Raw genomic sequence first — 13,472 nt, 5'->3', positions numbered from 1 at the left:
TCGCGGTACGGGGGCGGGGGCGTGAACGCGCCGTCGTGCGCCCGCGGTTGGGAACGCAGTGCATAGGCGCGCGCACAGCGGGTAGGCCTTGCTGCATCGTCTCTCGCTCGCGAAGCCGTCGTCAGGAGTAGACCGTGCTGCAACCGCCGCATTCGTCCTTGCAGGTAGCTGCTGTGCCGGCCCAGCGTGCGTCAGCGCGAGACAGGGACCAGGACGCCCCCTGGCACACCGAGGCGGTGTGCCGGCGCGACGAGGCCGGCCTGTTCTTCGCCCCGTCCAAGGAGCCGACGGCCGCCCGGCTGTCCCGCGAGGAGGCGGCCAAGCGCGTCTGCGCCCGTTGCCCGGTCATGGTCGAGTGCCGCGAACACGCTCTCCTCCAGCCCGAGCCCTACGGCGTCTGGGGCGGCCTCACGGCGGCGGAGCGTCGCGTGGTCCTGGCGAGGCGCCGCCGGCGCGACCTGGAACTGAAGAAGGCGGCGAGGGCGACGGCGAACCGCATAGCGGGTTGAGCCCCGACGGGGGCGCCCTCTCCGCACAGAGGGCGCTTCCCCAGGTCAGGGGCGCGGGGAACGGCGCGAGAAACCGGAATGGACCGGCACGCGCGAGACGACCCGCACCCCTTGCGAGCAGAGCAGGTCCTACTTGGCCCGGTCGAAGTCGACCGCGCTGTAGGCGCGCAGCTTGCGCAGCCGGTGCTCGGAGTCGATCCGCCGCACCGTCCCCGACTTCGACCGCATCACGATCGACTCGGTCAACGCGGTGTCGGACCGGTACCGCACGCCCCGCAGCAGCTCACCGTCGGTGATGCCGGTCGCGACGAAGAAGACGTTCTCCCCGGACACCAGGTCGTCGGTGGTGAGCACCCGGTCGAGATCGTGGCCGGCGTCGATCGCCCGCTGCCGCTCCTCGTCGTCCTTGGGCCACAGCTTGCCCTGGATCGTGCCGCCGAGGCACTTCACGGCGCAGGCCGAGATGATGCCTTCGGGAGTGCCGCCGACGCCGAGCAGCAGGTCGACGCCGGTGCCCTCGCGCAGCGCGTACACCGAGCCGGCGACATCGCCGTCGGAGATCAGCTTGATGCGCGCGCCGGCCTCCCGGACCTCCCGGATCAGGCCCTCGTGCCGCGGCCGGTCCAGGATGACGACGGTGACGTCCTCCGGCTTGGCCCGCTTGGCCTTGGCGATCCGGCGGATGTTCACCTCCACGGGCGCGTTGATGTCGACGAAGTCCGCCGCCTCGGGGCCGGTGACCAGCTTGTCCATGTAGAACACGGCGGACGGGTCGAACATGGCGCCGCGCTCGGCGGCGGCGAGGACGGCGATCGCGTTCGGCATGCCCTTGGCCGTCAGCGTGGTGCCGTCGATCGGGTCGACGGCGATGTCGACCTCGGGGCCGGTGCCGTCACCCACCTGTTCCCCGTTGAAGAGCATCGGGGCCTCGTCCTTCTCGCCCTCGCCGATGACGACGACACCGTTCATCGACACGGTGGAGACGAGGGTCCGCATGGCGCGCACCGCGGCGCCGTCGGCGCCGTTCTTGTCGCCACGCCCCACCCAGCGGCCCGCCGCCATCGCGGCGGCTTCGGTCACCCGTACGAGTTCCAGGGCGAGGTTGCGGTCAGGGGCCTCGGAGGGAACATCCAGTTCGGACGGCAGATGATGATTTTCGGTCATCGGAGCGCACCTTTCTGATACGACGACGGCCGGATGAGGGTATTGGATCCTGACTCTATCGCTGGGCGGTCAAAATGAGCAGGGGACCCCACGGATGAGCACTTGGGGCACCTGCGACGATAGAGGGCGTGGCAGGTTCGAACGGTAAGCAGAAGACGGCCCGGGACATGATCCTCTCCCTGGCTCTCATCGGGATCGCGGCGGCGGTCGTCTACTTCCTCACCATCCCGCACGACGATCGCGCTCCCGATCTCAAGCGGGTCGACTACCGGGTCGAGCTGCTCACGGCCCGGCGTGCGGTGAGCTATCCGGTGGCCGCGCCCGAAGGGCTCCCGAGCAGCTGGAAGCCGACCTCCGTGCGCTTCCAGGGCGAGAAGGCCGAACGCTGGCACCTGGGCTTCCAGACCCCGGACGGCCAGTACGTGCAGGTCGAGCAGTCCACGGAGAAGCCCGCCGACTTCATCGACGAGGCCAGTCAGGGCGGCTCGGCGACGAAGCAGACCGAGAAGATCGGCGACCGTACCTGGACCCGTTACACCGGCGGCCGCTACGACGCCCTCGTGCTGCGGGACACGCCCGGCTCCACGACCGTGGTGGCCGGCACGGCGCCCTTCGCCGACCTGACGAAGATGGCGGCGGCGCTGAAGATGCAGTGACCGGCGCCTGCGACGAAGGCGCGACGGACGCACGACGAAGGCCCCCGGCACTGCCGGGGGCCTTCGTCGTGCGTCCGCGGTGGCTGTCCGCGGGGTGGCTCAGACCGTGGTGATCACGTCGTCGTACGCCAGTCGCGGCGAGCGCGGGTACCAGGCGTCCGGGCCCGGCCTGCCGATGTTGACGACCATCAGCGGGGTGTGGTCGTCGTCCAGGAACTCCTTGCGGACGCCCTCGAAGTCGAAGCCGGTCATCGGGCCGGCGGCCAGGCCGGCGGCGCGGACGCCGACGATGAAGTAGGCGGCCTGCAGGGCGGCGTTCAGCGCGGCGGAGCCCTCACGGGCCGGGCGCTCGGCGAAGAAGAGGTCCTTGGCCTGCGGGAAGGCCGGGAACAGGGCCGGCAGCTCCTCGTGGAACTCGTTGTCCGCGGAGAGGATCGCGACCAGCGGGGCGGCGGCGGTCTTGGCCCGGTTGCCCTCGGCCATGTGCTGCACCAGGCGCTCACGGGCCTCGGCGGAGCGGACCAGGGTGATGCGCAGCGGGGTCTGGTTGAAGGCGGTGGGACCGTACTTGACCAGGTCGTAGATCGCCTGGACCTGCTCCTCGGTCACCGGCTCGTCGGTGAAGGTGTTCGCGGTGCGGGCCTCGCGGAACAGCAGGTCCTGGGCGGCGGGGTCAAGAACGAGAGACATGCGTGACTTCCTCGGATGCGCGTCCGGTCCGAGGGGGCCCGGACCGGCTGACGGCTCGAGCCTACGTCCAATGAAGTTCAACCTTCAACAAAAACCGGAGCATGGTGATCCTCTTCACAGCTCCGGGGCGCTGTGCCTACTCGGCTTCCGCTTCGTCGGTCTCCTCGGCCAGGGCCGCGTCCAGCCGGGCCCGCGCCCCCTCCAGCCAGCGCCGGCACACCTTGGCCAGCTCCTCGCCGCGCTCCCACAGCGCCAGGGACTCCTCCAGCGTCGTACCGCCCGCCTCCAGGCGCCGTACGACCTCGACCAACTCGTCCCGCGCCTGCTCGTACGAGAGCGCCCCGTCCACCTTGCTCGTCATTCGCCCACCTTCACTGTGAATTCGCCGTCGGCGACCCGGGCCCGCAGCGCCTCGCCCCGCGCGACCTCCTCCGGGTCCCGCACCACATGCCCGTCGGCCTTCTGCAGCACCGCGTAACCCCGCTTCAGCGTGGCCGCGGGGGAGAGGGCCACCACGCGCGCGTGGGTGTGCGTCAGCTCCGAGTCCGCGCGGTCCAGCAGATGCCCGAGGGTCCGCCGGCTCCGCTCGGTCAGGGACGCCACCTGATCGGCCCGTTCGTCGATCATCCGGTGCGGGTCCTCTATCGAGGGCCGGGCCAGCGCGTGCGCAAGGCCGCGCTCCTCCCGCTCCAGGAACGCGTGCACGCAGCGCCGGGCGCGGTCCCGCAGCATCCGCACCCGCTCGAACTCCTCGCCCACGTCCGGGACGACCTTCTTCGCCGCGTCGGTCGGGGTGGAGGCGCGCAGGTCGGCGACGTGGTCCAGGAGCGGGTTGTCCGGCTCGTGCCCGATGGCGGACACGACGGGCGTACGGCACTGCGCCACCGCCCGCACGAGCTGCTCGTCGGAGAAGGGCAGCAGATCCTCCACGCTGCCGCCGCCGCGCGCGACGATGATGACGTCCACGTCGTCGATCTCGTCCAGCTCCTTCACCGCCTGCACGACCTGCGGGACGGCGTGCACGCCCTGCACGGGGACGTTGCGCACCTCGAAGCGGACGGCGGGCCAGCGGTGCCGGGCGTTCTCCAGCACGTCCCGCTCCGCGGCGGAGGCCCGCCCGCACACCAGGCCGATCAGCTGCGGCAGGAACGGCAGCGGCTTCTTCCGCTCCGGTGCGAACAGCCCTTCCGCCGCGAGCGCCTTCTTCAGCCGCTCCAGCCGCGCCAGCAGCTCGCCGACGCCGACGGGCTTGATCTCGGCGGCCCTGAGCGACAGCTGGCCGCGCGGGGCGTACCACTCGGGCTTCGCCAGTACGACGACGCGGGCGCCCTCGCCGACGACGTCCGCGACGGCGTCGAAGACCTGGCGGTAACAGGTCACGCCGACGGAGATGTCGTGCGACGGATCGCGCAGCGTCAGGAACACGACCCCCGCGCCGGGGCGCCGCGACAACTGGGTGATCTGCCCCTCGACCCACACCGCCCCGAGCCGGTCGATCCAGCCCCCGATCATCCGGGACACCTCGCCGACGGGGAGCGGGGCCTCGGGGGACGTGTTCACAGCCATGCGGCGAGCCTAATGGGCGGTGCCGACAGTGCGGCGCCGGCGGGCTGCGGGGCCGCACTCCGGGTGCGGGCCGGCGGGGGCTGATCGGCGCGCGTGGGCGAACACCGAGCCCGCCCGCGGCACGACCCGCACCGTCTGCGCGTAGCTGAACGCGGTGAACGCCATCGCGATCGCGGCCACCACGGAGGCTGTCGTTCCGGTGTCGGACACGGGAACCGGTCTTCCCCGCCGGGCCGAGGCGACGCGATCTCTGCGGCGCCGAACGCGGCCTTACGATGGGACCCATGACCGCTTCGCCTGGCCGCCGTGTCCTGCTCGCCGCACCCCGAGGCTATTGCGCGGGTGTGGACCGCGCCGTGATCGCCGTCGAGAAGGCCCTCGAGCAGTACGGGGCCCCGATCTACGTCCGGCACGAGATCGTCCACAACAAGTACGTCGTGCAGACCCTGGAGAAGAAGGGCGCCGTCTTCGTCGAGCGGACGGAGGAGGTGCCGCCCGGCAACATCGTCATGTTCTCGGCGCACGGCGTCGCGCCCGTGGTGCACGAGGAGGCCCGGCAGGGCCGGCTCGCCACCATCGACGCCACCTGCCCCCTGGTCACCAAGGTCCACAAGGAAGCCGTCCGCTACGCGGGCGACGACTACGACATCCTCCTGATCGGGCACGAGGGGCACGAGGAGGTCATCGGCACCTCCGGCGAGGCTCCCGACCACATCCAGCTGGTCGACGGCCCCGAGGACGTCGCCAAGGTCGAGGTCCGCGACCCCTCGAAGGTCGTGTGGCTGTCCCAGACCACCCTCTCCGTCGACGAGACGATGGAGACCGTCGACGCCCTGAAGACCAAGTTCCCGGGCCTCGTCTCCCCGCCCAGCGACGACATCTGCTACGCCACGCAGAACCGCCAGCTCGCCGTGAAGCAGATGGGCGCCGAGGCCGAGCTGGTCGTCGTGGTCGGCTCGCGCAACTCCTCCAACTCCAAGCGGCTGGTCGAGGTCGCCAAGCTCGCCGGCGCCCGCGAGGCCTACCTGGTCGACTTCGCCGACGAGATCGACGAGGCCTGGCTGGAGGGCGTCACCACGGTCGGCGTCACCTCCGGCGCCTCCGTGCCCGAGGTGCTGGTCGAGCAGGTCCTGGAGTGGCTCGCCGAGCGCGGCTACGGGGACGTGGAACTCGTCAAGGCGGCCGAGGAGTCCATCACCTTCTCGCTGCCCAAGGAACTCCGGCGCGACCTGCGCGACGAGGCGGCGGCCCTGGTCGCCCAGCGCGGCGGCTCGGGCGCCTCGGAGACCGCCGCCGGGTGACGGGCGGCCGTACGCGCCGCCGTACCCCTTAGTGACTGTCCGTGGGCCGTCGTAACGTGGTGCCATGCAGATCTTCGGCGTGGACATCGGCGGATCCGGGATCAAGGGCGCCCCTGTGGACCTGGACAGGGGCGACCTGGCGAAGGAGCGCTGCAAGGTGCTCACCCCGCACCCGGCGACGCCCGACGGCGTGGCCGACGGGGTCAAGCAGGTGATCGACCACTTCGGCTGGACCGGCCCGGTCGGGCTGACCTTCCCCGGAGTGGTCACCGGCGGAGCCATGGTCCGTACGGCGGCGAACGTCGACAAGAGCTGGATCGACACGGACGCGCGCGCGCTGTTCGGCGGCAGGCTGGGCGGGCTGCCGGTGACCGTGGTCAACGACGCCGACGCGGCGGGCGTGGCCGAGATGCAGTTCGGCGCCGGACGGGGCAGACGGGGCACGGTCGTCCTGCTCACCTTCGGCACCGGCATCGGCAGCGCCGTCTTCGTGGACGGCGTCCTGGTGCCGAACACGGAGCTGGGCCACCTGGAGCTGAGCGGCCACGACGCGGAGAAGCGCGCCTCCAGCAAGGCCAAGGACGACCACGGGCTGAGCTGGCAGCAGTGGGCGCACCGCGTGCAGAAATACCTGGCCCACGTGGAGATGCTGTTCTCTCCGGAACTGTTCGTCATCGGCGGCGGGGTCAGCCGCAAGGCCGACAAGTTCCTGCACCTCATCGAGGGCGTCAAGGCCGAGATCGTGCCCGCGCAGCTGCAGAACAACGCGGGGATCGTCGGAGCGGCGATGAGGGCCGCGCAGGAGGCCTAGCCGCTCAGAGCCGCCGCCGGCGCCGCCGTACCCACCGCACCCGGCGGACGAGGACGATCACGCCGGCGGTGAGCGTCCCCCCGTACAGCCAGCCGGCCTGGGTGGCGAGCCCGGTGACGAGCCCCATCAGACGGCCGAGCAGCCCCCCGCTGCCGTCGGTGACGGGCAGCAGCCCCACGGCGAACGCGACCGGTACGACCACGGGCGCGCTCGGCAGGTCCCCCTCGTGCACCCACAGCGCGGTCAGGCCGCACATCAGCAGGAACAGCACCCCGTACAGCGAGGGGGACCCGCCGAACAGGAACTGGTCCAGGCAGCCGAGCAGGAACATCACCACGGCGCAGAAGACGCCGCTGCCGAGCCCGGTGAGCCGGGGGTTCGGCAGCCGCGGACCGGGCGGCGCGGGCCGGGGGCGCCGGGCCTGCCGTAAGGCCCGCTCCGAGCCCGGTCGGGGCCTGCGCTCGCCGCCGGGCCTCTCGCCGCCGGGCCGGCGCCGGGCCTGCGAAGGCAGGGAGCCCTGCGGCGTGCCTCGTCGGCGTCCGTCGTTCGGGGGTCGTGTCCTGTGCTGCTCCACTGGACCAACCTAGGTCTGTTTATGTGCCGAATCGCCCCTCAGACACGCCGGTGGGGAGAGCTTGGCCGGGCGATCGACGCTCCCGCGAGCCCCTCGTGCGGGACGCCGTAGACTGGGGGATCGGCCAGTGTCTCTGGCCCCTGGCAGCCCCTGGCCCTCTCATCTACGGGAAGTCGCAAACGTGTCGCTCACGATCGGAATCGTCGGCCTGCCGAATGTCGGCAAGTCGACCCTGTTCAACGCCCTGACCAAGAACGACGTGCTGGCGGCCAACTACCCGTTCGCCACGATCGAGCCGAACGTCGGCGTCGTCGGTGTCCCCGACGCCCGCCTCGCCAAGCTGTCCTCGATCTTCAGCTCGGAGCGCATTCTTCCGGCCACGGTCGACTTCGTCGACATCGCCGGCATCGTGCGCGGCGCCTCCGAGGGCGAGGGCCTCGGCAACAAGTTCCTCGCGAACATCCGTGAGTCCGACGCGATCTGCCAGGTGATCCGCGCCTTCAAGGACGAGAACGTCGTGCACGTCGACGGCAAGGTCTCGCCGAAGGACGACATCGAGACGATCAACACCGAGCTGATCCTCGCCGACCTCCAGACCATCGAGAAGGTCCTGCCGCGTCTCCAGAAGGAGTCCCGGATCAAGAAGGACATCGCGCCCAAGGTCAAGGCGGTCGAGGAGGCCAAGGAGATCCTCGAGAAGGGCGACACGCTCTTCGCGCACGGCATCGTCCAGGGCACGGAACGCAACGAGCTGCTGCACGACCTGCACCTGCTCACCACCAAGCCCTTCCTCTACGTCTTCAACGTCGACGAGGACGAGCTGGTCGACGAGGACTTCAAGAACGAGCAGCGCGCCCTGGTCGCCCCCGCCGAGGCGATCTTCCTCAACGCCAAGCTGGAGGCCGACCTGGCCGAGCTGGACGAGGAGGAGGCCCTGGAGCTGCTGGAGTCCGTCGGGCAGCACGAGCCCGGCCTCGCCACGCTGGCCCGCGTCGGCTTCGACACCCTCGGCCTGCAGACCTACCTGACGGCCGGCCCCAAGGAGTCCCGCGCCTGGACCATCAAGAAGGGCGCCACCGCCCCCGAGGCGGCCGGTGTGATCCACACCGACTTCCAGAAGGGCTTCATCAAGGCCGAGGTCATCTCCTTCGGGGACCTGGTCGAGACCGGCTCGGTCGCCGAGGCCCGCGCCAAGGGCAAGGCCCGCATGGAGGGCAAGGACTACGTCATGCAGGACGGGGACGTGGTGGAGTTCAGGTTCAACGTCTGACGCAGCGCCACATCGCTGATCCGGCAAGGCCGAAAGGGGCCCGTCTCTGCGGAGGCGGGCCCCTTTCTCATGCCCTGGGAATCTGTTCTCCAAGTGCCGAAAGAACTGCTCGAGGAATCACGAACCGCGGCCCAATGCGCCGTGCTCTGGTTGCCGTAACGAGATGGGCTGGTCGGGTGCTCGGGAAGCGTGTATGGCCAATCCGCGTAGTGCGCGGTATTTCCCAAAGGTATATGTACATGCGCCCAGGTCGTCGGATTCCGAGGCCTGCGGTTCCCACACCTTGTCATCTCCCCGCTCCTGCGGGCCGGATCCCATGTCCGAACCACCCGGGAAACGCAGTGGCAGGGGATGACCGACAGTTCCTCCAGGAGGCACGAATGATGCAAGAATCGCGACGACGGCTGCTGGTCGCTTCGCTTCCGGTCGTGATGGCGGCCGGGTTGTCGGCCTCGCTCGTCGCGCCTGCGCACGCCGACGGCGGGCCCTCGCTGACCATCGCCGAGTCCCACCAGCAGGCGTTCGTCGCGGGCGGGACGGGGACCTACACCATCACCGTCGGCAACGCCGGGCCGGATGCGACCGACGGGGACGCCACCAGGGTCACCGCTAGCCTGCCCGCGGGCATGACCGCGCTGGCTGCCGGCGGAAGCGGCTGGAGCTGTACGACGTCGTCACGCGCCCTGGACTGCATCCGTTCCGACGACCTGGGACCCCGGCAGGCATACATGCCGATCACCCTGACCGTGGGTCTCTCGCCCTCCCTGGCGGGGAAGACCGTCGCCAGCAGCTTCCGCGTCTCCAAGGGTGGCCCCGTCACCTTCCAGGAGCAGGGTTCCATCAGCGTCTCCGTCACCGTCACCAACACCCAGTCCCAGTCCCAGTCGCAGTCCCAGTCGGTCAGTGTGAAGTGCTCGTGCGATAAGCGATCCAAGGTCAAGTAAAGAGGCCCTCGTGGTCACCGGCCGCGAGATGCGGGAACTCTGACTCGGCGGCGGGCAAAGAGCCCGCCACCGAGTTGAACATCGCGGAAAACACAGTAGATTCGTATCTGGGTCCGGTGCGCAATGGACCGGTCATTCTTCCCTGATCGTCCCAGTCGACGAGACGAGCCCTGTTCGTTGAATCGGGAAGAAGTAGCCGAGGTATGTGGTCGCACCGTACAACGGCAGTGCGCCGGCGCTCACGTGCAGACTTCACGTCAGGGTCACTCGATATTTTCCCGCGAGGATGATCATGAAGAAGCAGATACGGCAACGCCATGCCACCGCCTGATGTGAGGGCTTCGGGCGAGCCGCTGCCGGACCGGTACACGCCGAGCGGGCGGGTTCAGGGAAATACGGGTCGGGGCGAAGGGCCGGCTGCGCGTCACGTCGGCGGACCGGCCGGCCTGTCGGGTCTCTCACCGGTGTCGCTGATCGTCATCGCGCTCTCGGTGGTGGGTGTCCTGGTCGCGGTCGCCGTGCACTCGGCGGTGCTCTTCCTCAGTGTCGCCCCTTCGAACTCGCTCTCCCGGCAGCACGCCGCTGGTATCGACAAGTACGTCCAGCCCGAATTCGCACAGAACTGGAAGTTCTTCGCCCCCGAGCCGACGTCGGCGAATATTCATGTGCAGGCGCGCGTTCAGGTCGTACGGTCCAACGGGGTTCCGTTCACCACCGAATGGGTCGACCTGACCGCGCTGGACGAGGGGTGGATCAGGCACAATCCTTTCCCCAGCCAAGCGCAGCAGAACCAACTCCGCTCCGCCTGGGCCAACTTCGTCTCCTCGCTCGACGACAAGGGCCGCCCGGCCGGCCTGTACGGAAAGCAGATGCAGCAGTACGTGCTGCGGATCGCCGCCCATCGTTTCGGCCCGTACGTCAGCGGCGGCGCCGTGCAGTCCCTGCAGATGCGCTCGGCCAGTACACCCATCGCGGCGCCTCTGTGGAGCGATCACTACATCGACACCGGGACCGGCTACCTGGTCGAGCCGTGGTGGACCGTCGAGGCGGAGGACTTCCAGTGACCGCGTACTCTCCGGCGACGCCCGGCCGTGGATCCGCGCCGCCCCTTCGCATACGCCTGTGGCGCCGCACAGGCAGCGCTGTCCGGCAGGGTCTCGTGCGCATCACCGGCGGACCCGTCGCGCCGTACCAGTCGGCCGTCATCCGTATCGGTTTCTCGCTCACCTGGCTCGCCCTGGTGTTGCGCGAGTGGGTGCACCGCAACGAGCTTTACGGGCCGGGCAGCCCGTGGAGCTGGGACATGGCCCGTGAATGGAATGCCACGAACGGCGGCTTCACCGTGCTCATGTGGCACGACGGCCGGCTGTGGTTCGAGATCGTCTACCTGGCGGCGATCGCCGCGGCGGTGATGATGCTCGTCGGCTGGCGGACCCGTACCGCCTCGCTGCTGTTCATGATCGGTGTGCTCGCGATCCAGAACCGGAACCCCTTCGTGGGTGGCCCTGGCGACAGTGTGATCCACGTCATGGCGATCTACCTCGTGTTCGCGCGCTGCGGTCGGGTCTGGTCCCTGGACGCCCGGCGCTCCGCGGTCGGCCGCGACGGCGGCCGGGACGTGGTCGGGGTGGCCCTGTGGGCGTTCTTCACCGCCGTGCTCGCCCTGGTCACCGGACTGGGCGAACTGGGCACGGGCTGGGCGTTGCTGCTCTGGGGCTTCGCCCTCGCGCAGCTGGCGTGGTGGGCGGTGCGCCGCTACGCCCCGGGGGAACCCCGCACCGTGATGGAGATGGTCGGCAACGTGGTGCACGCGGGTGCGATGCTCATGGTCGCGATCCAGGTGTGCCTGATCTACGCGACCTCCGGCTGGTACAAGATCCTGGGCTCCCCTTGGCAGGACGGCACGGCGCTCTACTACGTGCTGCACCTCGGCCACGTCACCCCGTGGCCCGCTCTGTCCCACGCCATCGCGAGCAACAGCCTGATCGTCCTGCTGTTGACCTACGGCACGGTGATCGTCGAAGTCGCTTTCCCCTTCACGCTTTTCAACAGGCGTGTGCGGACCGTGATGGTCGCGATCATGATGTTCATGCACGTGGGTATCGGGACTGTGCTCGGCCTGCCGTTCTTCACCCTGGCGATGGTCACCGCGGACGCGTTCTTCCTGCCGACCGCTGTGCTGCACTGGCTGGTCGACCGTGTGAGGCGGGCGGTGCGGTGGGCGGTGCGGTGGATGCAGGGCTTGCGGCCCATACCGCCGATAGCCCAGAAGGAGACCGGGCCCGTCCACCGCCGGGTGTGAGGCGCCGCGGGCGCGGCGGGTGTCACATCGACGCGTGTCACATCGAGGCCGGTGCCTGCACACGCTGGTACCGCCAGTAGAGCGCCGTCAGTTTGTCCTCGGTGCCGGTGCCGGGTTGGGGAATCCCCAGAACGACCCGTCGGCCCGAGCGGTCGTCGATCACGAGCGCGGTCTCCTCCAGCATCATGCGTCCGACAAAGGGGTGCTTCACCTCCCGGGTGGTGACGCCATGCCTTCCGATCTCGTGCTGCCGCCACCACCCGCAAAAGTCCGGGCTTTTCTGGCTCAGTTCGCGCACCAGTGCCGTGAACCACGGTTCGTGGACGTAGAGTCCGGTCGCCGCACGGAACTCGGCCAGCAGGGAGCGGGCGCTCGGCTCCCAGTTCTGAATCAGTTCGCGCATGTGATCGCTGAAAAAGAGACACAGCAAATGGCGGCGTGCCGGCGTTATTTGGGCCACATCGCCATAGACATCGGTGCTCGCCCGGTTCCAGGCGAGAATATCGAACCGGGGACCGAGGGCGAATGCCGGATGCGGAAGCTGGCTGTCCAGGATGCGCTGGAGCGCCGGGGGTGCACCATCCGCGGGTACGTTCGCGCTGGAACGGGCATCCTCGTTCGCCAGGGCCAGCAGGTAGTCGCGCTCTTCGGCGTCGAGACGAAGGGCCCCGGCAAGTGAGTTGAGGACGTGGTCCGAGACCCTGATGTCCCGAGCCTGCTCGAGCTGGGAGTACCAGCATGAGCTGATGCCCGCCAGGTCGGCGACGTCCTCCCGGCGCAGGCCGGGCGTTCTCCGCGAAGTTCGGGACGGAAGGCCGACCTGTTCCGGCTGAAGGGCCAGCCGTCGTGTTCTGAGGAAGTCCGCGAGTTCCGCTCGCCGTGGGTCGTAATTCATCCGTCGTTCCCTCTGTTTGACGGCTGGTACGGATGGTTACCGCCGAAGACCCCTACTCGTAGGATAGTCGGTTTCTTGATGGGTGACCTGCGCGGACCTGCGCGCGTGAAGCTCCTGTTGGAGGCGGCGTTCGAGGCGGACTTACAACTGGGTGACTGTGCGAATCCGAGCGAAGTGCGCAGTCCCCGCTGGCCGTTGAGGTCATTCCATCGTCGTCGCCTCTGTTGGGCGACTATGACCGCTGGCTGTTCCGATGACCTCCACTCCTATGATAGTCGGTTTCTTGATGCGTGTTGGGCTGCGTGTGATTCTGCTGCTGGAGGCGGCGTTCGTCCTTGCACGGCCCTGATGAGGGGCGCCGGTCATGGACGGGCGACTGTCTTTCGTCCCCGGTGGTCGAAGGGAGAAAGGTCATGCGTGGCAAGCGGTACCTCATCCGGCTCACCCCGGCGCTCATCGCTGCTCTGGCGTTCCCAGCGGGTTTCGCCGGGGAAACGTACGGTGCTGCACCCCCCGCTGCTGTGGTGGCATCGGCTCACGAGAAGGCGCCCACGGTCACGACCCTCGACCCGATGCGTCCGTGCAGTAGGGGCCAGCAGCAGCAACAGCAGCAACAGCAGCAGCAACAACAGCAACAGCAGCAACAACAGCAGCAGCAACAACAGCAACAGCAGCAACAACAGCAGCAGCAACAACAGCAGCAGCAGCAACAACAGCAGCAACAACAGCAGCAGCAGCAGCAACAGCAGCAGCAACAACAACAGCAATAGCTGCAGCAGGGCGGCTGAGT

The 13,472-nt window shown here is 69.1% G+C and carries 16 protein-coding genes; 8 read left to right on the top strand and 8 right to left on the bottom strand.

Features of this window, described 5'->3' with window-relative positions; all coding sequences use genetic code 11:
* The first annotated feature begins 134 nt into the window (after positions 1 to 134).
* Positions 135 to 509 carry a WhiB family transcriptional regulator gene (locus ACZ5CW_RS03670; RefSeq protein WP_393738102.1) on the top strand — a complete coding sequence of 125 codons (375 nt, stop codon included), beginning with the start codon at positions 135 to 137 and terminating at the stop codon, positions 507 to 509.
* Between the two features lie 129 nt (positions 510 to 638).
* Here ACZ5CW_RS03670 and glpX read toward each other — a convergent pair whose 3' ends face one another.
* Positions 639 to 1,673 carry a class II fructose-bisphosphatase gene (gene glpX / locus ACZ5CW_RS03665; protein ID WP_468598026.1) on the bottom strand — a complete coding sequence of 345 codons (1,035 nt, stop codon included), beginning with the start codon at positions 1,671 to 1,673 and terminating at the stop codon, positions 639 to 641.
* Between the two features lie 128 nt (positions 1,674 to 1,801).
* On the opposite strand from glpX, the gene ACZ5CW_RS03660 reads away from it, so the two are divergent.
* On the top strand, positions 1,802 to 2,329 hold the full coding sequence (locus ACZ5CW_RS03660; protein ID WP_468598024.1) for a DUF4245 domain-containing protein: 528 nt from the start codon (positions 1,802 to 1,804) through the stop codon (positions 2,327 to 2,329).
* Positions 2,330 to 2,428: 99 nt separating this feature from the next.
* Here ACZ5CW_RS03660 and ACZ5CW_RS03655 read toward each other — a convergent pair whose 3' ends face one another.
* The 4 genes from ACZ5CW_RS03655 to ACZ5CW_RS03640 form a co-directional block, all read right to left on the bottom strand.
* A complete protein-coding gene (locus ACZ5CW_RS03655) occupies positions 2,429 to 3,019 on the bottom strand; it encodes a malonic semialdehyde reductase (protein ID WP_468598023.1) in 591 nt (196 codons plus the stop codon).
* Positions 3,020 to 3,155: 136 nt separating this feature from the next.
* Positions 3,156 to 3,380, bottom strand: coding sequence for an exodeoxyribonuclease VII small subunit (locus ACZ5CW_RS03650; RefSeq protein ID WP_468598021.1), 225 nt, complete (start codon positions 3,378 to 3,380; stop codon positions 3,156 to 3,158).
* Positions 3,377 to 4,585: an exodeoxyribonuclease VII large subunit gene (gene xseA / locus ACZ5CW_RS03645; protein WP_468598019.1), complete on the bottom strand. Its 1,209-nt coding sequence runs from the start codon at positions 4,583 to 4,585 to the stop codon at positions 3,377 to 3,379. The genes ACZ5CW_RS03650 and xseA overlap by 4 nt, the downstream gene beginning before the upstream one ends.
* 9 nt (positions 4,586 to 4,594) lie before the next feature.
* A complete protein-coding gene (locus ACZ5CW_RS03640) occupies positions 4,595 to 4,795 on the bottom strand; it encodes a hypothetical protein (RefSeq protein WP_468598410.1) in 201 nt (66 codons plus the stop codon).
* 65 nt (positions 4,796 to 4,860) lie between these two features.
* Here ACZ5CW_RS03640 and ACZ5CW_RS03635 point away from each other — a divergent pair, with 65 nt between their 5' ends.
* Positions 4,861 to 5,886: a 4-hydroxy-3-methylbut-2-enyl diphosphate reductase gene (locus tag ACZ5CW_RS03635; RefSeq protein WP_468598017.1), complete on the top strand. Its 1,026-nt coding sequence runs from the start codon at positions 4,861 to 4,863 to the stop codon at positions 5,884 to 5,886.
* A gap of 64 nt (positions 5,887 to 5,950) precedes the next feature.
* Positions 5,951 to 6,697 (top strand): polyphosphate--glucose phosphotransferase, encoded by a 747-nt coding sequence (gene ppgK, locus ACZ5CW_RS03630; RefSeq protein ID WP_468598015.1) that lies wholly within the window; start codon positions 5,951 to 5,953, stop codon positions 6,695 to 6,697.
* 4 nt (positions 6,698 to 6,701) lie between these two features.
* On the opposite strand, the gene ACZ5CW_RS03625 is transcribed toward ppgK, so the two are convergent.
* Positions 6,702 to 7,271, bottom strand: a complete 570-nt coding sequence (locus ACZ5CW_RS03625) for a DUF6542 domain-containing protein (protein WP_468598013.1) — start codon at positions 7,269 to 7,271, stop codon at positions 6,702 to 6,704.
* A gap of 181 nt (positions 7,272 to 7,452) precedes the next feature.
* Here ACZ5CW_RS03625 and ychF point away from each other — a divergent pair, with 181 nt between their 5' ends.
* From ychF to ACZ5CW_RS03605, 4 genes are all read left to right on the top strand, one after another.
* On the top strand, positions 7,453 to 8,541 hold the full coding sequence (gene ychF, locus ACZ5CW_RS03620) for a redox-regulated ATPase YchF (RefSeq protein WP_468598012.1): 1,089 nt from the start codon (positions 7,453 to 7,455) through the stop codon (positions 8,539 to 8,541).
* Positions 8,542 to 8,921: 380 nt separating this feature from the next.
* Entirely contained in the window at positions 8,922 to 9,485 is a 564-nt protein-coding gene (locus tag ACZ5CW_RS03615; protein WP_468598011.1) for a hypothetical protein, read from the top strand.
* Positions 9,486 to 9,949: 464 nt separating this feature from the next.
* On the top strand, positions 9,950 to 10,549 hold the full coding sequence (locus ACZ5CW_RS03610) for a DUF5819 family protein (protein WP_468598009.1): 600 nt from the start codon (positions 9,950 to 9,952) through the stop codon (positions 10,547 to 10,549).
* A 95-nt stretch (positions 10,550 to 10,644) separates the two neighbouring features.
* Complete coding sequence (locus tag ACZ5CW_RS03605; RefSeq protein WP_468598008.1) at positions 10,645 to 11,787, top strand: HTTM domain-containing protein; 1,143 nt, start codon at positions 10,645 to 10,647, stop codon at positions 11,785 to 11,787.
* Between the two features lie 37 nt (positions 11,788 to 11,824).
* Here ACZ5CW_RS03605 and ACZ5CW_RS03600 read toward each other — a convergent pair whose 3' ends face one another.
* Together ACZ5CW_RS03600 and ACZ5CW_RS03595 are read right to left on the bottom strand one after the other, a co-directional pair.
* Entirely contained in the window at positions 11,825 to 12,682 is an 858-nt protein-coding gene (locus tag ACZ5CW_RS03600; RefSeq protein WP_468598007.1) for a helix-turn-helix transcriptional regulator, read from the bottom strand.
* Between the two features lie 362 nt (positions 12,683 to 13,044).
* Positions 13,045 to 13,437 (bottom strand): hypothetical protein, encoded by a 393-nt coding sequence (locus tag ACZ5CW_RS03595; RefSeq protein ID WP_468598005.1) that lies wholly within the window; start codon positions 13,435 to 13,437, stop codon positions 13,045 to 13,047.
* Positions 13,438 to 13,472: the final 35 nt, after the last annotated feature.

The sequence above is a fragment of the Streptomyces sp. NPDC031379 genome, from assembly GCF_055569615.1.
This window is presented reverse-complemented; position numbering and strand designations above follow the sequence as displayed.